This is a genomic window from Serpentinicella alkaliphila (genome assembly GCF_018141405.1).
In the GTDB taxonomy this organism is placed as follows: Bacteria; Bacillota; Clostridia; order Peptostreptococcales; family Natronincolaceae; genus Serpentinicella; species Serpentinicella alkaliphila.
The window spans coordinates 951,847-973,093 of record NZ_CP058648.1; the positions used below are offsets into that span (position 1 = coordinate 951,847).

General features: G+C 30.5%; 24 protein-coding genes. 22 read left to right on the forward strand and 2 right to left on the reverse strand.

What is annotated here, in order from left to right; all coding sequences use genetic code 11:
• Positions 1 to 8 precede the first annotated feature (8 nt).
• The 6 genes from HZR23_RS04825 to noc all read left to right on the forward strand — a co-directional run bounded on the left by HZR23_RS04825 (position 9) and on the right by noc (position 6,382).
• Complete coding sequence (locus HZR23_RS04825) at positions 9 to 674, forward strand: YidC/Oxa1 family membrane protein insertase (RefSeq protein ID WP_132848480.1); 666 nt, start codon at positions 9 to 11, stop codon at positions 672 to 674.
• A gap of 1 nt (position 675) precedes the next feature.
• Positions 676 to 1,296, forward strand: coding sequence for an RNA-binding cell elongation regulator Jag/EloR (gene jag, locus HZR23_RS04830; RefSeq protein ID WP_132848481.1), 621 nt, complete (start codon positions 676 to 678; stop codon positions 1,294 to 1,296).
• 132 nt (positions 1,297 to 1,428) lie between these two features.
• Positions 1,429 to 2,817, forward strand: a complete 1,389-nt coding sequence (gene mnmE / locus HZR23_RS04835; RefSeq protein WP_132848482.1) for a tRNA uridine-5-carboxymethylaminomethyl(34) synthesis GTPase MnmE — start codon at positions 1,429 to 1,431, stop codon at positions 2,815 to 2,817.
• Positions 2,818 to 2,838: 21 nt separating this feature from the next.
• Positions 2,839 to 4,731, forward strand: a complete 1,893-nt coding sequence (gene mnmG, locus HZR23_RS04840) for a tRNA uridine-5-carboxymethylaminomethyl(34) synthesis enzyme MnmG (protein ID WP_165913680.1) — start codon at positions 2,839 to 2,841, stop codon at positions 4,729 to 4,731.
• A 1-nt stretch (position 4,732) separates the two neighbouring features.
• Positions 4,733 to 5,452 (forward strand): 16S rRNA (guanine(527)-N(7))-methyltransferase RsmG, encoded by a 720-nt coding sequence (rsmG, locus tag HZR23_RS04845; protein WP_132848483.1) that lies wholly within the window; start codon positions 4,733 to 4,735, stop codon positions 5,450 to 5,452.
• Positions 5,453 to 5,581: 129 nt separating this feature from the next.
• A complete protein-coding gene (gene noc / locus HZR23_RS04850) occupies positions 5,582 to 6,382 on the forward strand; it encodes a nucleoid occlusion protein (protein ID WP_132848484.1) in 801 nt (266 codons plus the stop codon).
• A 36-nt stretch (positions 6,383 to 6,418) separates the two neighbouring features.
• Here noc and HZR23_RS04855 read toward each other — a convergent pair whose 3' ends face one another.
• Positions 6,419 to 6,688 carry a TMEM165/GDT1 family protein gene (locus HZR23_RS04855; protein ID WP_132848485.1) on the reverse strand — a complete coding sequence of 90 codons (270 nt, stop codon included), beginning with the start codon at positions 6,686 to 6,688 and terminating at the stop codon, positions 6,419 to 6,421.
• Positions 6,689 to 6,863: 175 nt separating this feature from the next.
• Between HZR23_RS04855 and HZR23_RS04860 the strand changes: the two genes are divergently transcribed.
• The 6 genes from HZR23_RS04860 to HZR23_RS04885 all read left to right on the forward strand — a co-directional run bounded on the left by HZR23_RS04860 (position 6,864) and on the right by HZR23_RS04885 (position 12,039).
• A complete protein-coding gene (locus tag HZR23_RS04860; protein ID WP_132848486.1) occupies positions 6,864 to 7,640 on the forward strand; it encodes a ParA family protein in 777 nt (258 codons plus the stop codon).
• On the forward strand, positions 7,641 to 8,525 hold the full coding sequence (locus tag HZR23_RS04865) for a ParB/RepB/Spo0J family partition protein (RefSeq protein ID WP_132848487.1): 885 nt from the start codon (positions 7,641 to 7,643) through the stop codon (positions 8,523 to 8,525).
• Positions 8,526 to 8,551: 26 nt separating this feature from the next.
• Positions 8,552 to 9,700: an aminotransferase class V-fold PLP-dependent enzyme gene (locus tag HZR23_RS04870; protein ID WP_132848488.1), complete on the forward strand. Its 1,149-nt coding sequence runs from the start codon at positions 8,552 to 8,554 to the stop codon at positions 9,698 to 9,700.
• A 597-nt stretch (positions 9,701 to 10,297) separates the two neighbouring features.
• Positions 10,298 to 10,837 carry a DUF4446 family protein gene (locus tag HZR23_RS04875; RefSeq protein WP_132848489.1) on the forward strand — a complete coding sequence of 180 codons (540 nt, stop codon included), beginning with the start codon at positions 10,298 to 10,300 and terminating at the stop codon, positions 10,835 to 10,837.
• 16 nt (positions 10,838 to 10,853) lie between these two features.
• Positions 10,854 to 11,735, forward strand: coding sequence for a diacylglycerol/lipid kinase family protein (locus HZR23_RS04880; protein WP_132848490.1), 882 nt, complete (start codon positions 10,854 to 10,856; stop codon positions 11,733 to 11,735).
• Positions 11,736 to 11,784: 49 nt separating this feature from the next.
• Entirely contained in the window at positions 11,785 to 12,039 is a 255-nt protein-coding gene (locus HZR23_RS04885; RefSeq protein ID WP_132848491.1) for a YkuS family protein, read from the forward strand.
• 44 nt (positions 12,040 to 12,083) lie between these two features.
• On the opposite strand, the gene yyaC is transcribed toward HZR23_RS04885, so the two are convergent.
• The gene (yyaC, locus tag HZR23_RS04890) at positions 12,084 to 12,683 is read right to left on the reverse strand and encodes a spore protease YyaC (protein WP_207667875.1); all 600 of its coding nucleotides are present in this window, start codon (positions 12,681 to 12,683) and stop codon (positions 12,084 to 12,086) included.
• 150 nt (positions 12,684 to 12,833) lie between these two features.
• Here yyaC and HZR23_RS04895 point away from each other — a divergent pair, with 150 nt between their 5' ends.
• The 10 genes from HZR23_RS04895 (at position 12,834) to HZR23_RS04940 (ending at position 21,228) form a co-directional block, all read left to right on the forward strand.
• Positions 12,834 to 13,901: a YkvI family membrane protein gene (locus tag HZR23_RS04895; protein WP_132848492.1), complete on the forward strand. Its 1,068-nt coding sequence runs from the start codon at positions 12,834 to 12,836 to the stop codon at positions 13,899 to 13,901.
• 98 nt (positions 13,902 to 13,999) lie between these two features.
• Complete coding sequence (locus HZR23_RS04900; protein WP_132848493.1) at positions 14,000 to 15,112, forward strand: DUF5711 family protein; 1,113 nt, start codon at positions 14,000 to 14,002, stop codon at positions 15,110 to 15,112.
• Between the two features lie 11 nt (positions 15,113 to 15,123).
• Positions 15,124 to 15,846: a CvpA family protein gene (locus HZR23_RS04905; protein ID WP_132848494.1), complete on the forward strand. Its 723-nt coding sequence runs from the start codon at positions 15,124 to 15,126 to the stop codon at positions 15,844 to 15,846.
• A 65-nt stretch (positions 15,847 to 15,911) separates the two neighbouring features.
• Positions 15,912 to 17,570, forward strand: a complete 1,659-nt coding sequence (gene dnaX / locus HZR23_RS04910; protein ID WP_132848495.1) for a DNA polymerase III subunit gamma/tau — start codon at positions 15,912 to 15,914, stop codon at positions 17,568 to 17,570.
• Positions 17,571 to 17,658: 88 nt separating this feature from the next.
• On the forward strand, positions 17,659 to 18,003 hold the full coding sequence (locus HZR23_RS04915) for a YbaB/EbfC family nucleoid-associated protein (RefSeq protein WP_132848496.1): 345 nt from the start codon (positions 17,659 to 17,661) through the stop codon (positions 18,001 to 18,003).
• A gap of 25 nt (positions 18,004 to 18,028) precedes the next feature.
• Complete coding sequence (gene recR / locus HZR23_RS04920) at positions 18,029 to 18,628, forward strand: recombination mediator RecR (RefSeq protein WP_132848497.1); 600 nt, start codon at positions 18,029 to 18,031, stop codon at positions 18,626 to 18,628.
• 490 nt (positions 18,629 to 19,118) lie between these two features.
• Positions 19,119 to 19,409 (forward strand): DUF2508 family protein, encoded by a 291-nt coding sequence (locus tag HZR23_RS04925; RefSeq protein WP_243098223.1) that lies wholly within the window; start codon positions 19,119 to 19,121, stop codon positions 19,407 to 19,409.
• Between the two features lie 107 nt (positions 19,410 to 19,516).
• A complete protein-coding gene (locus HZR23_RS04930; RefSeq protein WP_207667876.1) occupies positions 19,517 to 19,783 on the forward strand; it encodes a pro-sigmaK processing inhibitor BofA family protein in 267 nt (88 codons plus the stop codon).
• Positions 19,784 to 19,869: 86 nt separating this feature from the next.
• Positions 19,870 to 20,886, forward strand: coding sequence for an aromatic acid exporter family protein (locus HZR23_RS04935; RefSeq protein WP_132848499.1), 1,017 nt, complete (start codon positions 19,870 to 19,872; stop codon positions 20,884 to 20,886).
• Between the two features lie 12 nt (positions 20,887 to 20,898).
• Positions 20,899 to 21,228 (forward strand): MazG-like family protein, encoded by a 330-nt coding sequence (locus HZR23_RS04940; protein ID WP_132848500.1) that lies wholly within the window; start codon positions 20,899 to 20,901, stop codon positions 21,226 to 21,228.
• Positions 21,229 to 21,247 lie beyond the last annotated feature (19 nt).

The following is a 21,247-nucleotide window of genomic DNA, read 5'->3' on the forward strand; positions in this document are numbered from 1 at the left end:
TTATTAAATTGACAGCATTAGCACAATTATTTGGAACTATACTAAGGGCAGTATATGATTTTACTGGTAACTACGGAGTTTCAATTATTATCTTTACAATAATAACTAAGTTAGTTATGTTGCCTTTAACAATTAAACAGACTAAATCAATGAAGCAAATGAATGAGATACAACCGAAAATTAAAGCTTTACAAGAAAAATATAAAAATGATAAAGAACAGTTAAGTAAAAAGACGATGGAACTGTATCAAGAATATAATGTAAATCCTTTTGCTGGATGTTTACCTTTATTAATTCAATTTCCAGTTATTATAGGTCTATTTACGGCTTTAAGAAATCCTGGAATATATGTTTTTGAATCTCAAGCTGCCTATGAAGCTATAAGTAAAAGTTTTTTATGGATACCTAATTTAGCGGAAATGGATCCGTGGATACTTCCAATTTTAGCTGCAGTTACAACATATTTAACAACTCTAACTACATCAAGTAATGATCAAAATGCAAAAACAATGTCATATATGATGCCTGTTATGATATTTGCATTCTCTAAAGGGTTAATAGGGCCACCTATGCCTGCAGGGGTTGTTTTATATTGGGCAATAAGTAACTTCTTGCAATATGTTCAACAAGTACTAATTACAAAACCTTTTGCTAATAAAGGGGGTAATGCATAATATGAAATTTATTGAGGTAGAGGGTAGAACCATAGAGGATGCTACAAATATAGGGTTAAAGCAACTTGGTAAAAAGAAAGATGAAGTGGATATTAAAATTCTAGAAATCCCTTCTAAAGGCTTTCTTGGAATTATAGGTTCAAAGCAGGCAAAAATTAAAATTACAGTAAAAGATAATCCTGAAAAGGATGTTGAACAGTTTTTAAGAAAAATGTTCAAAGCTATGGAGTTAGAGGTTCAAATAGTAACTGAATTAGCAGATGAAGTAATTAAGGTATATCTAGAAGGCCCAAATATGGGTGTTGTAATAGGAAGAAGAGGACAAACTCTTGATTCAATTCAGTACTTAGCTAGTTTAGTTGTTAATAAGGAAAGAGAAAAGTACTTGAAAGTCTTTATTGATACAGAGAACTATAGACAAAAAAGAGAAGAGACTTTAATTAAGCTTGCTAATAAAATTGTTTATAAGGTAAAGAAAACAAGAAAAAGTATTGCATTAGAGCCTATGAACCCATACGAAAGAAGAATTATACATGCGGCACTACAAGGTCATCCAGCAATACAGACCTATAGTGAAGGGGAAGAGCCTTTTAGAAAAGTTGTTATAGGACCAAAAAAATAACCCAGTTTAATACTGGGTTTTTATACGTTTCTAGGTACAAGAAATTAAACAATATTATTCACATATTAAATGTTATGTTTTAAAATAATAATATTATAATTATTTAAGCTTATATAAAAAGAGGGTGTAAAAATGTTTTTAAGTGATACTATAGCTGCTATTGCTACTGCTCCTGGAGAGGCTGGAATTGGTATTGTTAGAATAAGCGGAAATAAGGCAATAGATATTGCTAATAAAATATTTAAATCAAAAAAAGGAAAAAATTTAGTTGATTTTGATGAGAGAAGAGTTAATTATGGTTATATTTTAAACCCAGACACAAATGAAAAAGTTGACGAGGTATTAGCTGTATATATGAGATCTCCGTTTACATATACAACTGAGGATATTGTAGAAATCCACTGTCATGGTGGGTTTATACCAGTTAAAAAAATACTTGAATTAGTATTAAGAATGGGTGCAAGATCAGCGGAGCCCGGAGAATTTACAAAAAGGTCTTTTCTTAATGGAAGAATTGACTTGGCCCAGGCTGAAGCAGTTATGGATTTAATAAGTGCTAAAACTGATAAAGGGTTTGATGTTGCATTAGATCAATTAGAAGGTTCACTATCTAAAAAAGTTAAGGAAATAATTAAAAATTTAATGGATATTTTAGCTCATATAGAGGTTTCCATAGATTTTGCAGATGAAGAAGATGTAGATGAGGTTACGTTAGACATATTAATAAAGAGATCAAATGAGGTTAAAGATGAAATAAAGCTTCTACTAGAGACAGCTGATACGGGTAAAATTATTAGAGAAGGTCTTAATACAGTAATTATAGGTAAACCGAATGTAGGAAAATCCTCTCTATTAAATGCATTGTTAGGAGAATCTAGAGCAATCGTAACAGAAGTTCCTGGAACAACTAGAGATATAATTGAGGAGCAATTAAGCATTAAGGGTATACCGATAAAAATTATAGATACTGCTGGAATAAGAGAGACTGAAGATATTGTTGAGAAAATAGGAGTAGAAAGGTCTAAGCAGTTTTTCAATAAGGCAGAGCTAATTATTTTTATGCTTGATATTTCATCTGAATTAACAAAAGAGGATTTTGAAATTTTAGAGCTTATAAAAGTTAGAAAAGCACTGGTGATTATAAATAAAACTGACCTACCTTCTAAATTAGATGAGTCAGCAATTAGTCAATATATTGAAAATAAAAAGATAATTAAACTCTCTATTGCTGAGGAAAAGGGTATAGATGAGCTTGAAAATGCAATAGTAGATATGGTTTATAGTGGAGACGTACGGACTAAAGATAGGCTACTAGTAACTAATGTTAGACATAAAAATGCATTAGAAAGAGCATTAGATTCCATAGTGGAGGGATTAGAAGCAATGAATAAAAAGTTACCTATGGATTTTATTGAGGTTGACGTAAAAAATTGTTGGGAGGCCTTAGGTGAGATAACAGGAGAAACCGTAGCTGAAGATTTAATAGACCATATTTTCCAAAACTTCTGTATTGGAAAATAGCGTGATTCGAGGAGGATAAAGATGATTAGGTATGAAGCGGGCAAATATGATGTTGTTGTGGTTGGAGCTGGACATGCTGGCTGTGAAGCAGCCTTAGCAGCTGCAAGAATGGGTTATAGGACGGTTGTATTAACTATGTCATTAGATTCTGTAGCAATGATGGCATGTAATCCTTCTATAGGGGGCACAGGAAAAGGGCACTTAGTTAGGGAAATAGATGCTTTAGGTGGGCAAATGGCCCTAAATATAGATAAAGCATGTATCCAAAGTAGAATATTAAATACAGCTAAAGGTCCAGCAGTACACTCCTTAAGGGCACAGGCAGATAAAACAAAATATCATGAAGAAATGAAAAAAACTCTGGAGAATCAACAACATCTATTTCTTAAGCAGGGAGAAGTTGTTGATTTAATTGTAGAGGATAACACAGTAAAAGGCGTTGTTACAAGAAATGGTGGTATTTACTATGCACAGGCTGTTGTTTTAGCAACGGGTGTATATTTAGATAGTAGAGTATTTATTGGGGAATTAAATTATGAATCAGGACCTAATGGTTTATATAGTGCAAAATATCTTTCTGGTAGACTAACTGAATTAGGTTGTAGAATGAGAAGATTCAAAACCGGTACACCTGCTAGGGTACACAGTGATACTGTTGACTTTTCTAAAATGGAAATTCAACCAGGGGATGATGTTATTGACCCTTTTTCATTTATGAATGATGAGTTAAACATTGAACAATATCCATGTTGGTTAACTAGAACAACCCCAGAGACAAAACTTACTATAAAAGAGAACTTGAATCGTTCTGCAATGTATAGAGGGGATATTGAAAGTATTGGACCAAGATATTGTCCTTCTATAGAAGATAAAATCGTAAGATTTAGCGATAAACAAACCCATCAATTATTTTTAGAGCCAGAGGGATTAAATACTAAAGAAATGTATGTTCAAGGTATTTCAACAAGTCTAGCAGAAGAAGTACAAATTCAAATGTATAGAAGTATTATAGGATTAGAAAATGTAGAAATGATGAGACCTGCATACGCCATAGAATATGATTGTATCGATCCTCTTCAGTTAAAACCATCTTTAGAAACTAAACATATAAATAATTTATTTTGTGCAGGTCAATTTAATGGAACCTCCGGCTATGAGGAGGCAGCAGCTCAAGGTTTAATTGCTGGTATTAATGCAATCCAAAAAATTAGAGGTGAGGAGCCATTAATTTTAAGCCGTTCAGAGGCCTATATAGGGGTAGTAATAGATGACTTAGTTACAAAGGGAACAAATGAACCATATAGAATGATGACCTCTAGAGCGGAGTATAGATTAGTACTTAGACAAGATAATGCGGACTTAAGATTGACAGAAAAAGGCTATAATATTGGGTTAGTATCTGAAGAACGATATGAAAAATATCTAATGAAAAAACAGCAAATAGAATCTGAAATGGAGAGATTAAAGGCTACAAATGTTTCACCTGAAACTGCAAATCCTTTCTTAGAAAAAATAGGTAGTACTCCTATAAAAGGTGGTATTTCTCTACTTGATCTATTAAAAAGACCAGAGGTTACTTATGAAAATATGAAAGATATAGATATAAATAGACCTGAGGGATTGTTAAAAAGAGCAGTTAAACAATGTGAAATAACAATAAAGTATGAAGGCTACATTGACAAACAATTAAAGCAAATAGATAGTGTTAGAAAGCTTGAAAACAAAAAGCTTCCAGAGGATATGGACTATAGTAAAATAGAAGGACTTAGGATAGAAGCAAGGCAAAAACTTAATGATATAAAGCCATTATCTGTTGGACAGGCTTCCAGAATATCCGGTGTATCTCCGGCTGATGTATCCGTGCTTCTAGTATATTTAGAGCAAATGAGAAGAAGGAGAAAGGAAGAGGAGTAATATGGATTTAAATAATATGCTTAAAGAAGGTAGCGACCAATTAGGTGTTGATTTAGACCAAAAACAAATAGCACAGTTTATGAAGTATAAAGAGGTTTTGTTAGAGTGGAATCAAAAAATGAATTTAACTGCTATTGAGGATGATAAAGAAATAATAATAAAACATTTTTTAGATTCAATCTCCTGCGCTAAAAGTGAAGTTATTGGAAATAGTGGTAAGGTTATCGATGTTGGTACCGGTGCTGGCTTTCCAGGTATACCTTTAAAAATTATTTTCCCTAATATAGAGCTTACATTACTAGACTCTTTAAATAAAAGAATTGGATTTTTAAAAGAGGTCGGAAATCAATTAGGCATAAATGATATTGAATATGTCCATGGTAGAGCAGAGGATGTTGGTCAAAATAAAAACTATAGAGAAAAGTTTGATTTTGCTGTTGCAAGAGCTGTTGCTCCACTTAATATATTATTAGAATATTGCTTACCCTTTGTTAAAGTAGGGGGATATTTTATATGTCAAAAAGGAAGTAAGCTAATTGAAGAGATGGAAGAAAGTAGGGTAGCTCTTAAAGTATTAGGAGGGGAAGTTCTAAAACAAATAGAAGTACCCCTTCCTTTTAGTGATATTAGCCATAACATAGTTATAATAAGAAAAATAAAACAAACTTCGACAAAGTACCCTAGAAAAGCAGGAAAACCCTCAAAAGAGCCTATTAAATAGAACAAAAAATGGTGATTATTGTTGTACGAAAATTGCAAGTTAAAATAATTTAAAGCAGGAGATGGGGTTTTATTATAGAATTAATAAACTATATGTAAATCCTTTTAAAAGAAAAGAGGGATGGGTAAGATGAATTGTGTAGAAAGAAAAGTAATTGAATTAAATCTGGATGCTGTTATTCCAAATCCATATCAACCAAGAAAAATATTTTCACAATCAGGTTTAGAAGAATTATGTCAATCGATAAAAAAATATGGTATTCTCCAACCTATTAGCGTTAGACAAATGGGCGAAGGTAAATATGAGTTAATTGCGGGAGAAAGAAGACTAAAAGCTGCGAGAATGGCTCAGTTTGAAACAATACCCGCTATAATCCACGGAAACTTCAATGATAAAGATTCAGCAGTATTAGCAATAATTGAAAATTTACAAAGAGAAGATTTAAACTTTATTGAAGAGGCAGAGGGCTATGCTAATTTAATAGAAGATCATGGATTTACTCAACAGGAATTAGCAATTTATATAGGAAAAAATCAATCAACAATTGCTAATAAACTAAGAATATTAAGGCTAGATGCAGAAGTAAAAAAGTTATTAGTAGAAAATAATTTAACAGAAAGACATGCAAGGGCATTACTAAAGTTACCTGATGATGAGTTAAGATTAATAGCAATTAATAGGATTATTAAAAATGATTTAAATGTAAAAAAATCGGAAGAATTAATACAGGGTATGATTGAGGCTATTAGTAATGAGGAAGATAAGCCACAAAGAAACCAAAAGATTAAGAGTTTTATGAATTATAGAATTTATATAAATACTATAAAACAGGCCTATGAGGCTATAAAGGACAAACAAAATAATGCAGAGTTTAAGCAAGTAGACAAAGGTGAATTTATCGAATTAATAGTAAAAATCCCTAAACAATAAGCTACTAAAAAGATTACTAAATTAAGTAATCTTTTTTTATATCTTACCGGCTAGTGTGAGTATTCCAATAACAATAAATACTACTCCTGCTGAAGTTTGTAAATATGAAGCAGGTACATATCTTGTTAAATAGGATCCTGCTATAACACCAAGAAGAGAACTTAGAATTAATGCCATAGATGCTCCAACAAAAACAGGCCATAAAGTATTAGATTGAGTTGCTAGTAGCATTGTTTGCAGCTGTGTTTTATCACCAAGTTCTGCAATAAAGACAATTAAAAAAGTAGTAAATATTATTTTAACCATAGTTAACCCCCTTAAATGTGTAGAGATTTTAGGCAATACAAAAAAATTAACGCTTTTAAGTCTATTATATTCGAGTAAAATGATGATTATTAATAACAAATTTATAGAGGAAATATTCAAACTGTATAGAAATGTATATATAATAAATTAAACTTGTCCAATAGGGGGAATTAATGTGGGAAAGGTGGTAGCTATCTTTAATCAAAAGGGTGGCGTTGGTAAAACAACTACAAATGTTAATTTAAGTGCATGTATCGCTCAAAAAGGAAAAAAAATATGCGTTATAGATATAGACCCGCAAGGAAACACGACAAGTGGCTTTGGAATAGATAAAAGTACTATTGAAAATACAATTTATGATGTTATTATAAACGATTTAGATATACGTTCAGTAATTATAACTACAGAATTTGATCAACTTGATTTAATACCCTCAAGTCAACATTTAGCAGGGGCAGAAATAGAATTAGCCACCCAAGAAGGAGAAAGGGAGATTAAGCTAAAAAAAGCTATTAATCAAATAAAAGATGATTATGACTATATTTTCCTTGATTGCCCACCATCATTGGGCTTATTAACAATCAATTCTCTTGCTGCAGTAGATTCAGTTTTAATTCCTATTCAATGTGAGTATTATGCCCTTGAGGGAGTTAGTCAACTAATGAATACTATTCAGCTAGTTAAAAAAAGCTTAAACCCGAGCTTGGAAGTCCAAGGTGTTGTTTTAAGTATGTTTGATGGAAGAACTAACCTTTCAATACAGGTTGTAGATGAAGTTAAAAACTATTTTAAAGGTAAGGTATACACAACCATAATACCTAGAAACGTTAGACTGGCAGAAGCCCCAAGTCATGGACAACCAATTATTTATTATGATGAAAAATCAAAAGGGGCCGAGGCATATAAAGACTTGGCTGAAGAGTTTATTGATTTAGAGGAGGATGTGATTTAAATGGCTAAATTAAATAAAAAGAAGGGATTAGGCAGAGGTTTAGATGCACTAATTCCTCAGATTATACATATGAATGATGTAGAGGAAAAAATAAGTGATAATGTCGTCGAATTAATTAATATAAATAGCATATACCCAAATAAAAACCAACCAAGAAAAGATTTTGAAAAAGAGGCTTTACTTGAATTAGCAGAATCTATAAAAAAACATGGTATAATTCAACCGGTTATAGCATTAAAAAAAGACGATGGATATATGATTATCGCTGGAGAAAGGAGATGGAGAGCTGCTAGGGAGGCAAAACTTACAGAAATACCTTGTATTGTTAAAAACTATGATGAAAAGAAATTGATTGAGGTAGCATTAATTGAAAATATACAAAGAGAAGACCTAAATATAATCGAGGAAGCCTTAGCCTATAAGTATATTATTGATAAATATGAAATCAAACAAGATCAACTAGCAGAGGCATTAGGAAAAAGTCGTCCTCATGTTGCAAATACAATGAGACTTTTACAATTATACGGACCAGTACTAGATATGATAAGAGAAGGAAGAATAAGTGCGGGTCAGGGCAGAGCCTTATTAGCCATTAAAGATGAATCTAAACAGTATGAGCTTTCATTGAAAATTGAACAAGAGCAGCTTAATGTAAGACAGGTAGAATTGTTGGTCAAATCATTAGTTTCTCCAGAAGAAGCAAAAAAAGAGAAAGTAAAAAAAGAAAAAGACTTTCTAACTAAGGACATTGAAAATAGTTTAAAACAAATATTAGGAACTAAAGTAAATATAGTTAAGGGGAACAAAAGAGGGAAAATAGAAATTGAATACTATAGTGAAGAGGAGTTTGAAAGGATTTTAGAAGTATTACAATCCTCCCACTAATAGGTTCCCTGAAGGAAGGGGTATAGTTGATTTATTTTGATAACGCAGCCACTACTTTTCCAAAGCCTGAAATTGTTCACGAAACAGTTTTAAATCATTTAAAAAATTCTGCTGCAAATCCAGGAAGATCAGGACATAAAATGGCATTTGAAGCGGGAAAGGCCATATATGAAGTTAGAGAATTATTGTGCCAGCTATTTAATATTTCAAACCCAATGCAAATAGTATTTACGTCTAATGCTACAGATAGTTTAAACTTAGCAATAAAAGGACTACTTAAAGATGGGGATCATGTAATTACAACTAGTATGGAGCATAACTCTGTACTAAGACCAATTAAGGCCTTAGAAGGAAAAGGAGTTACTAATACTATTGTAGATTGTGATGAGTTTGGAGTATTAGATCCAAAAAAAATAAGAAAAGAAATTAGAAGTAATACGAAGCTAATTGTTTTAACTCATGCATCTAATGTAACTGGTACTATTATGCCTATTGAAGAGGTTGGGAAAATAGCTAGGGAGAATAATATTTATTTTTTAGTTGATGCGGCCCAAACCGCAGGCATTTATCCAATAGATGTAGAGAAAATAGGAATTGATTTATTGGCACTACCGGCTCATAAAGGATTACTAGGGATTCAAGGATTGGGAGTACTCTATATTAGAGAAGGTATTGAAATTGATCATTTTAAAGAAGGTGGAACAGGTAGTAAGTCAGAGGAACTTATTCAGCCCTTGTTTATGCCTGATAGATATGAAAGTGGTACACCAAATACACCTGGTATAGTGGCCCTTGGTGCAGGAATCCAATTTATACTTAATGAAGGTATGGAAAAAATTCATAAGAGGGAAGAGTTTTTAACAGAATATTTCATTTCTAAGATAAAAGAAATACCTCAAATTAAAATATATGGAGCTCACCATATAGGTACACAGGCAGCTGTAGTTTCGATAAATATTGGAGATGAAGATTCATCAGAAATAGGTTGTTTACTTGATGAGTCATTTGATATAGGCGTAAGGTCAGGCCTCCATTGTGCACCTTTAGCTCATAAGACTATAGGTACCTTTGAACAGGGAACAATAAGATTTAGTTTTGGTTATTTTACTACTGAATATGAAATAGATAGGGCAGTAGAAGCTTTAAAAAGCATATGTGATTCTATAGAGGGGTAAAGCCCCTCTATTTTAATGGTTTACGATGTGTGTTTCAGAGATGTGGTTTGAAAGAAAACCTGCCACCTAGCTAATTGAAAGGCAAGTTGTAAGGCCTTATACTTAAAAGCAGAAAATAATAGATACTTAATATTTTAAAATGATATCATCTTTGTTGTTATATATACCTATAGCAATAATAATTATAAAATAATAATTTTTATTATTTTATAATTATTATTATTTAGTCAAAGTCTTTAATCTTTAATCTCAGCATATTATAATTCTAGTGTAGAATAGATTTTGGTGGTTTCTCAATAATATGGGTTCTGTGGGATGCCCAACTTTGTTTCTGAGCTGTTCGTTAGTCTTTTAAACGTTATAGAATTAAATTGTTAATGTAATTTTGACATTACATCAAAGGAATGTGGGGACAGTATGAAACAGATAATGCTACTATGTTCATATAAAATATTATTAATTAGTGCAAGCATTAAGTTTACCCAGAAATATGAATATAATTGCAAATCTAGAAACAAATATCAATAGACTCTAGCATTTTTACCCTTTACAATGTAATATAGAAACATAACGTTACTCTAAGAAGGTGGGGATTAAGTGGATGCATTAAATTTAATAGTAACAGAAAACGTAACAATCTTTATTTTAGCAAGCTTATTACTTAATTTAATACTTATATTTTTATTAGTAGGTAATTATGCTGCAACAGCAAGTTTGAAGGACAAGTATAAAAAACTAACAAAGGGTATGTCTGGTAAAAATATTGAAAGTATTTTATTAGAACATATGGAACGTATTGATAATGTTAGTAAAGAATTTGAAAACTATAATTCTAAGCTTAACATTTTAGATAATAAATTGAGTTTCGGAATTCAAAAAGTAGGATTTATTAGATATAACGCATTTTCAGACGTTGGAAGCGACTTAAGCTATTCAATTGCACTTTTAGATCAAAATGATAATGGATTTATTTTGACTGGAATTCATGGACGAGCCGAATCATATACTTATGCAAAGTCTGTTAAAAATGGAGTTTCTAATTACCATATTTCAACAGAAGAAGAGCAGGCATTAGAGAGAGCAAAGAATAATTATCTAGATGGAGTACAAGTAAAATCTGGAAGAGTTAATAAATAACTAGGTGGTGGCTCTATTGACCTATTTGTTCATTGTTAATCCCGTTGCAGGAAGAAATAATGGAAAGAAAGCTATTGCATTCATAAATCAAGTTATGGGCAATAGAGGGTTAAACTATAATATTATTGTTACTGAAAAGCCTGGTGATGCAAAACTATTGGCCGAAGAGGCTGCATTAACATCAGTTGATGTTATTGTTGCTGTCGGAGGTGATGGGACAGTTAACGAAGTTTTTAATGGAATGATAAATAGTAACAAAATATTAGGAATTGTCCCTGCGGGGACAGGAAATGATTTAGCAAGGGCTTTACATTTACCCCTTTCTATGGATAAGGCAGTAGAGTTTATCATTTCAGAAAACTACTTAAATGTTGATGTAGGTAAATTAAACGGTCAATTATTTTTAAATATAGCAAGTATAGGATTGGATGCTGTTATTGCAGAGGAAGCAAATAAAATAAAGAGGTTTATTTCAAGTAAGTATTCATATGTTTTAGCACTTCTCAAAGGTTTAATTATATTTAAAAGTAAAAAGATAAAAATAAGAATAGATGAAATAGAGATAGAAAAGGATGTAATGTTAGTGGCCATCTGTAACGCTATTTGCTATGGGGGTGGTATGAAGATAGCCCCTAATGCTAAAGTAAATGATGGTTTATTTGATATTTGTATAGTGAATAAAATGTCTAAACTAAAACTTTTATACCTATTTCCAACGATCTTTAAAGGAGAGCATATAAAATTTAAAGAGGTTGAAATTTTTAGAGGACAATTTGTAGAAATAAAATCTGAAGAAAATCTTAGTATAAATGTTGATGGAGAAGTTATAAATCATAATCCGATAGAGTTTAAAATTATTAATGAAGCTATTAAGGTTATTGGAAAACTAAGTGAATAAGTATAATTTACATACCTTCTAGTAATAATAGGCCTAGGAGGTGTTTTTTTTGAAAAGAGTTGCGTTACAAGAAGGTTTAAAAGATATAAAAAATGAATTGGAAGAACGGGGATATGAGGTTGTGGATTTTAATGATTCTAGACATGTAGATGCTGTTATTTATTTAAATAATAGTAATGGCTTTATGAATATTAATAACACACAAGGTGACAATAGTGGTGCAGTAATAATTAATGCTAGAAATAGAAGTATTGATGATTTAGTATATATTATTGAAACAAGGAGATATGAAAGATTATTTTAATTTACATTAAAAAAACAGGAAAACCCTGTTTTTATTTTTTTATTTCATTGAACACTGTAATGGAAGAACATCTTTTTATTTAAATTCCAGAGGGAGAATGTTATAGCATCACTGATTGTGTCTGCCATTTTTATGACTAAGCTCAGTCTAGTGCTCTGTAATACCATGTATTGCATGTAGCCTCCTATATTAACGATTCCAGTAATATGTAAGTCTCCTATGGATGGGAGCTGTTTATTAACTCCCGTTCCTGGTTTTAATGGGCCAAGTCCTATATTAATACAGCCTATTCTATCTACACTACCTAAGCAAGCGTCTATTGCTATTATAAAAGGAGATTCGCAGCTGCTTTTTATATTAGATATAGTTTCTTCTAGGTTTTTGGCATGAACAGGTTCATCTAAAGTTCCAAAAACATAGGTATTTGAGTATTTACTCAAAGAGCTTTTAATTTTATAGCCTATTAGTGGACCAAGGGAATCTCCGGTAGACCTATCAGTACCAATACATAAAAATACTAAGGATTTATATTGTTTATTATAATATGATTCTATGTATTGAGTCACTAAACTACTGAAATCATAATGGGGCATAGAATCATTAATACTTACAGAGTTAGAAGTTTTTGGGCAGACTAAGGACATATTAATTCCTCCTTACTAGTTTATTTGTTCAACTTAGTTTTACCTAAATTATATGCATTCATACGATATGTAATTAAAAAACCTTTATTTTAAAAATATGTATAACTATAAGTGGGATTTTAATATATTTATTTAGGGAGGAGGGGTAGAATGAAAAAACAGATGTCAGGAATAACTTTAGCAAGTATTTACATAGGAACAGTGATTGGAGCTGGGTTTGCTTCAGGACAAGAAATTATACAATTTTTTGTTAGATACGGGAAACTAAGTATATTAGGAATATTTGTAGCAACAATTTTATTTTGTATATTAGGAGTGAAATTGCTACAAATAGTGTATTCAAAAAAGATTAATAGGCTTGAGGACTTTCTATACTTATATTTCAAAAGAAAAACAATTATATTTATAAATATATGGTTAATAGGGCTATTATTTGTCACTTTCTTTATAATGTTAGCTGGCAGTGGAGCAATTTTTAAAGAGTATTTTCAAATAGACCAATTATATGGAATAATTTTTATGGCATTTATTTGTTTTATTGTTTTAATTACTGGTGTTAATGGAATTGCAAAGGCTAATATTTTATTAATCCCTTTCTTAATAATAATTATTTGTTATATCGGAATTTATGTTGTATACAATAATACTTTTATTTTTAGTCAGTTGGCACCAGATAATATATTCAAAATTAGTGAATTTAGTTTAGATTTAAATAGCCTTATCTGGTTAGGTTCCGCTATACTATATGTAGCATTTAATAGTATTAGTGTAATTGTTGTATTTTCATCTTTAAGGTCATTAATAGTTGAAAAAAAATGTGCAGTTTATGGCGGTGTTTTAGGGGGAGTAGGATTAGGTTTAATGGCACTTTTGATAAACTTAAGCCTTTTAATCTTATACAACGATATTGTTGGACTCGAAGTACCAATGATTGCGATTGCCAGCACTGTAGGATATGTTTCTAAGAGACTATATAGTGTAGTTCTGTTAGTAGCAATGTTTACAACTGCAATAGCAAACGGATATGGCTGTGTTTTAAGAATAAGTAATTTATTAAAAATAAATGAGAAGATTACAAGTTTACTAGTTTGTTGTATTTCAGTACCTATGGCAGCATTGGGGTTTAAGAGATTAGTTACATTTTTTTACCCTATATTTGGATATATAGGAGTATTATTTCTGGCAGCTTTAATAATAAAGGGTAAGAAGATGAATTAAAGGAATACAAAGGATTTTTAAGCCCAGTGTTGAATATATATTTTATATTTTATATTTTACTATTTTAATTTGTTTCATATGAAACAGGAGGAAGTTTGATGAACAAAAGACAAAGATTAATTATTTTTATGGGAATAGCTTTAATTCTAATTATAATATTTGGAGTTATAGATAGAGGCAGTATAAAAGCATCATATTTTAAAGGGGAATTCGAAATAAGCATAATCGAAGAAAAGGTAAATCCATTTAAAAGCGAAATTAATAGAAAGTTCAAAGATGGCATTATTCAATTTACTGAAGGGGAACTAAGTTTTAATAATTACTTAGGTCAAAATATATGGAAGGTACAACTAGATGTTAGAAATCCACAAATAAATACTAGTATTGAAAGTATTTATATTTTTGACGAAAATATAAATCAATTAATTAAAATCGATAGTAATGGCAAGGTTGTATATAGATATACCTTAGAAGGGAAAATGAAAAGCTTTAATGTAGGCCAAAAATACGATATTGTTTTGATTTATGAAGAGTTAAATAACAAATCAAAGGTTGTAAATATAGTTGAAAAGAATGGAAGGAAAAGAAGTAGTATAGGTATACCTGAGGGGCATGTTTTAAATATGACACTTTCGGTGGAACATGACCTTTTAGCCTTAGGGGTATTGGACACAAGTAAAGAAGAAATAGCTAGCCATGTTTTACACTATAACTTAAGGGGAAATCTTTTAAACTCTACTAGCCTAGGAAATATAGTTATATATAATATGTTTTTTGATAGAGAAGGTAAGCTTATAGTAATAAGTGATAAAAATATAACTGCCTTATTAAAGGAAAAAGCTAAATGGTCAGTAGACTTGCATTTGGTTAAGCTAATTAAAGAAATGGATAGCAGCTCTGTAGCTATATATGGACTTCAAAATCCTAATAAAGGCTTTATGAAAAAGGATGATAATATTTTAATTATAGAGAACCATGGTAAAATTATAGAAACTGAAAATATATCTGAACAAATAGTTGGTATAGACAGCTTTGATCAGGAGTTAGTTGTATATTCCAAAAGAACAGTATATATTTTGGATAGCAATGGGAATATTGTTTTTAAGCAAAAATACAATAAAGATATAAATGAAGTGTATTTATTTGAAAAAGGGCATTTAATTGTAGTTACTAAAGAGAATATATATTTTAATAAACTCCAAAAGAAATAGAGGGATATATTATGGCATGGTTAGATCTATTAATAATTGTTCTGATTGTTTTAAGTGTAATTATTGGTTACAAAAGAGGATTAATTTTAACTTTATTTAGTATTGGGAGCTATATTGTAGCCTTTATGTTTTCTAGAAGATATTATGCTAATCTTACTAATTGGATAAAAAATCAGTTTTTTATTACTAATAAAGTAAATGATTTAATAGGGTCACATGTTGAATTAAAAGTGCCAGAGACAAATATAGTCCCTTCTATTGAAGGAAATGCCCAAGGAATAGCAAATTTTATAAATCAAGATTCTATAAAAATGCCTGAGTTTATACAAAAGATATTAGTTAATAATCTAGAGGTACAAACAATTGCACAACAGACAGTAGAGGGAATTAGAAACCAAATTATAGACACCATTGCAACTTTGTTTTTAAATGTTATCAGTATCGTAGTTCTATTCTTTCTAATAAAATGGACAATTATCATTTTAGGGTTAGCAATTAATAAAGTTTTTGAGTTGCCAGTATTAGGTGCATTTAATCAGATGCTAGGTGGAGTTCTTGGAGGCATAAGAGGAATATTTTTAATTATAATTATGTTATTTATTTTAATTCCGATATCTATATCAAGTCCACAGGGGATAATCTCAATATCTATAGAGGAGTCATATCTTGTACAGTTTTTTCTAAATAACCTTGTTGGGTATCTACTTATAGGGATAGGGGCCATTATATTTTAACTAAAAAATTAAATAATATGATATAATATTATAACGTTCAAAACAATTTAGAATAGGTGATAATAGTGGGATATAAAGCTTTATATAGAAAATGGAGACCTAAAGTCTTTGAAGATGTGATAGGACAAGAACATATAGTTAAAACCCTAAAAAATCAAATATTAACTCAAAATATAGCACATGCATACCTTTTCTCAGGGACTAGGGGGACAGGGAAAACATCTACAGCTAAAATATTTGCTAGAGCTGTAAATTGTCTAAATCAATTAGATGCAAATCCGTGTAATGAATGTGAAGTTTGTAAAGACATATTAAACGAAAGTATTATGGATGTAATAGAAATAGATGCTGCATCTAATAACGGGGTAGATAATATACGTGAAATTCGAGAAAATGTTAAATATCCACCTTCTAAAGGAAAGTATAAGGTTTATATAATTGATGAGGTACATATGCTAAGTACTGGTGCATTTAATGCCTTATTAAAAACTTTGGAAGAGCCACCAGCTCATGTTATATTTATTTTAGCTACTACAGAGATACAGAAGCTGCCCGCGACTATATTATCTCGTTGTCAGAAGTTTGATTTTAAGCCAGTTAAAACAAAGGACATGATAGAATTACTTAATAAAATTTGTAATTCTATGGATATAACTAGTGAGGAAGAGGCTCTAAGATTAATTGCTTTACATGCAGAGGGAGCTTTAAGAGATGCATTAAGTCTACTTGAACAATGTATATCCTTTGGCCAACATACATTAAATTATGAGGAAGTACTAGATGTTATTGGTGCTGTAAACCATAATGTTCTTATCAATCTAACAAGTGAATTAATAAATAAAAGAACTAGTGAAGCTTTATATAGTTTAGATAAAATGGTATTAGAAGGTAAAGATATACATCAATTAATAAAAGATTTGATTCAACATTGTAGAAGCCTATTGTTAGCTAAATTAGAGGTAAAGATAGACGAAATGATACCCTTATCTTTGGAAACGATACAATTAATAATAGACCAAAGCAAAACAGTTGAGGAGAATTGGGTCATTGCAGCTATTCATAGTCTATCTGATATCGAATCTAAGATGAAATATGCTTCAAATCCTAGAATACTATTTGAAATAGGTTTAGTTAGTCTTTGTAATAGACAGTTCGAGAATAGCCAAGAGGGGCTATTAGAGAGAATACAGCATTTAGAATCACAGATTAGTAAAGGTATAGTTAACGATGTTATTGTAAATGAGAGGACTTATGAGAGCCTAAATGAAATAAAATATGAAATAAAAAAAGAAGATAAAAACGAAACAAAAAATGAAAAAAATGAAGAAGTAAAGTATATTAATAGAGACATTTCTACTGATAATAAAAAATTACAGGAAAGAATAGAGGCGGAATGGCCAGCTATAATTGATGTAATTAGAAAAGAGAAAAAGGCCACAGCTTCTTCATTAGCTTTACTTAAAGAAGGTATGCTAGCAGTTTTATCTAATAACCTTTTAGAGATATCTCTTAGTAAAGACATGGCAATGTTTAAAGAAAAGCTAGATAAAGATAAAGTAAAAAACTATATTAGCGGAGTTGTTGAAAGGCATATTGGACAACCAATGAAAATTGTCTTTGGTATTCAGGGTGAAAAAAGGGAAGAGAAGCAAGATGATGAAGAACTTGTTATTAAAAAGCTAAAATCAATTGTACCAGAAAGTATATTTGAAATTATAGAATAATGGATATGAATAAAATTTGTATGTTATAATAACAAATGAATAAAAATAGAAATAAATATAAGTGATTGAAATATAAGGAGGAATTAAAATGTCTAAAAGACCAGGTGGATTTGGTGGCGGAATGCCAAATATGAATAACATGATGAAGCAAGTTCAAAAGATGCAAAAACAAATGGAAGAAAAACAAGCAGAGCTAGAAAACAAAATAGTTGAAGCAAGTGCCGGTGGTGGTGCGGTATTAGTAAAAGTAAGTGGTAAAAAAGAATTAAAAAGCATAGAATTAAAACCAGATGTTGTAGATCCAGATGATATTGAAATGCTTCAGGATTTAATAATAGCAGCAGTAAACGAAGCATTAAGATCTGCAGATGAAATGGCTAATAGAGAAATGTCACAAATTACAGGTAATATGAACATTCCAGGCTTATTTTAATTGATGGAAAGGTGAGGGTAAAAATATGGAGTATTATTCTACGCCCATTGCAAAACTTATTGAGTCTTTTTCTAAACTTCCAGGCGTAGGAAGAAAAACAGCCCAGCGCCTAGCATTTCATGTTATTAGTATGAACATTGAAGATGTAAAAGATTTATCCGAGTCTATTTATAAAGCGAAGCAAAGTGTACGTTACTGCACTAAATGTTGTAATTTAACGGATAAAGACGTATGTAATATTTGTAGTGATAACAAAAGAAATCCCCAGACTATATGTGTTGTTCAGGATCCTAGAGATGTTGTTGCAATGGAAAGAACAAGAGAGTTTAAAGGTGTATACCACGTTTTACATGGAGCAATATCTCCTCTAGAAGGAGTAGGGCCTGAACAAATAAAAATAAAAGAGCTACTTATTAGAGTTAAGGATAATGATATAGAGGAAATAATATTAGCTACAAATCCTAATATTGAAGGTGAAGCAACTGCTATGTACATATCTAAAATTTTAAAGCCGATTGGAATAAAGGTAACTAGAATAGCTCACGGAATACCAATAGGTGGAGATTTAGAATACACTGATGAAATAACGTTAACAAAGGCTTTAGAAGGAAGAAGAGAAGTATAGAAGTTTACCTAATTGTCCAATAATAGTACTTTAACAATCAAAACAAGTTCTAAAAGCAGGAGATAGCATGGATTAAATTCCAAAAACCTCCTGCTTTTTTATAGAATAAGCACAAGAAAACCTCCGTTGTTTACTCCGAGGATGAATTGTAGATTAGAGTGTTCGGTATCTATTTAAGATAGCTTCACAACTTTGGTTATAGGTTTTGTCAGAATAAAGGATATTATAAAATCCATAGCCTATTGAAATAAAATTACATATAAGTTGAAAAATAAAGATTCCTGTTCCGTTATGCTGGTTATATTTAAAGCTTTTGGTGAATAAATTAGTTGGATTTATTTTCTAATAATATACATACAATGTATTAAAGTAATTACTTAGGACTAAACATTAAAAAACCTCAAGATAAATTAATAAAATAACAAGTATAAATTTTATAAATACTGACCAGAATCAGTATATACATATATTTGTTTAGGGGGTTTTTTAAGTGAGATTAGATAAAAATTTTTTAAGCATATCAAATCTAGCTAATATATTTGAAGGAATTCATACAAAAGTAACAGATTTGTACGAAGATGATCGGGTACCAGAAAATGAATTAGTTGATATTGTGAAGCGGGCCCATGATGAATGGAAGGAAGCAGAAAGACTTTTTCAAAATGTATCGGATCCAGACCTCGTTGACCATGCAATATTTAGAGTTGAAGCTGCTAAAGCGAGATACATTTATTTAGTAAAGAAAGCAAAAGAAGAGGGCGCAAGAGCAAATTTTTATTAATAAGTTATAATTTTCTAATATTAAATATATAATATTAAGGAGTAGTACATACTACTCCTAATAATATTTGTAAAATTAATAAATCTACAATCCATAGGGGGATTTATATGGGATTAGAATTATCGGTAATATTAGCATATGCAGTTGGTTTAATACTTCTGTATTTAATAGGATGGATTTTAGTTATTCCAATAAAAATAATAATTAGACTTATTTGGAATGGAATTATCGGGGGTATTATCCTATTTGTATTTAACATCATAGGAGGCTTTTTTAATATATCGATTGTAATTAATCCATTAACTGCTCTAATTGCTGGCTTTCTCGGAGTCCCAGGTGTGATTTTATTGATTATATTTAATTATATGGTATAATTATTCATATAAATATTATTAGGATCGTTATTAACGGTCCTTTTTTTAATCTAGCTTAAAATTATTTATTATTGGGGTGTCAAATAATGAAAATTGGTCTTAGGACTGTTAAAACTGGTATTGCAGTAAGTTTGAGTATGTTAATTTCAATTATTTTTAATGCGGGAAACCCCTTTTATGTAATAGTTGCAGCTATTATTGCAATGCAACCGACGGTATCAGATTCCTGGAAAATGGGTCTGAATAGAATATTAGGTACATTTGTAGGTGCAATTATAGGGGCTGCATTTGCATATACAATACCTGTAAATCCAGTTACTACAGGTATAGGTGTTATTGTACTAATATATATTTTGAACAGATTAAAATGGAGTGAGTCAATTGCTATCGGAACCGTAGTATTTATTGGTATATTTCTTAATGGAGGTACCAATCATTTAGAATATGCATTAGGTAGAATATTTGATACTACCATTGGTATAGGAGTAGCAGTTGCAGTAAACTACTTAATATATCCTCCGACATATGATCGTAAAATGATAAGCGAAATTAATGGTGCGTCAAAATTCATTTGGACTTATATATATAATATTTTTGAGGTTTATCTCGATCCCCAAGGAAATGACGTTGAAGGGTTAGATGATGAAATAAGGGGAATAGAATCAGTATTAAATGAGGCAAGAAAGTTCTTAGAATTACAAATAAAAGAAGAAAAGGTATTAATATATGGAAAGTATAAGTGTAATGACCTAGTGAGCTTTATAAACGGTGCCGAAGAGATATATCAAAATATATTAAATATTGATAGAATTTTTCAAACAGGCATTAAAACTGAAGTAATTAGCTTAATATATGAAGAATTTATGCAAATTAAAGATATAATAAAAGTACTTAAAGAAAAGGAAACATTAATTTTAGGCTCAGCTAGTGAAACAAATGAGGAACTATATGAACTACTTCAACAAGTAAATAAAGCAAAATCAGTTTTGAAATTTAGTGAAAAAATTAATGAATATCCTACTGATGATGTAGTTAAGATTTTAGTACTGTTATATAATTTAGAAGAAATCCTGAAAAAATTTAAGTTAATGAAAGGTTACTAAGGGGGAATGTATATGTTTGGGAACCAAAGAGATAATGTTGATATTGGAAAGAATTTAAAAATGATTGAATTTTTGAAGTGCGAATTACTTAATAGCGTTGCTCTTCTTTTTCAAACTTTAAGCAAGGGAGTAAAGGAAGGACAGGAATTAATTATAGAATGTTTAGCAAACATTATTTTAGTTACATACTCTCTAGGTAGAAGATTAGGTATAGATTATGACATAATTGATAAAAAGGTACAAGATAAGGCAAAACTATATATATTAGAAGAACACCCCTTAGAGTCGTGGTATCAGGATTTATCAGGTTTAAATAAACATATTAAAGGTTATCGCAAATAAATTTTAGGAGTGAATATTT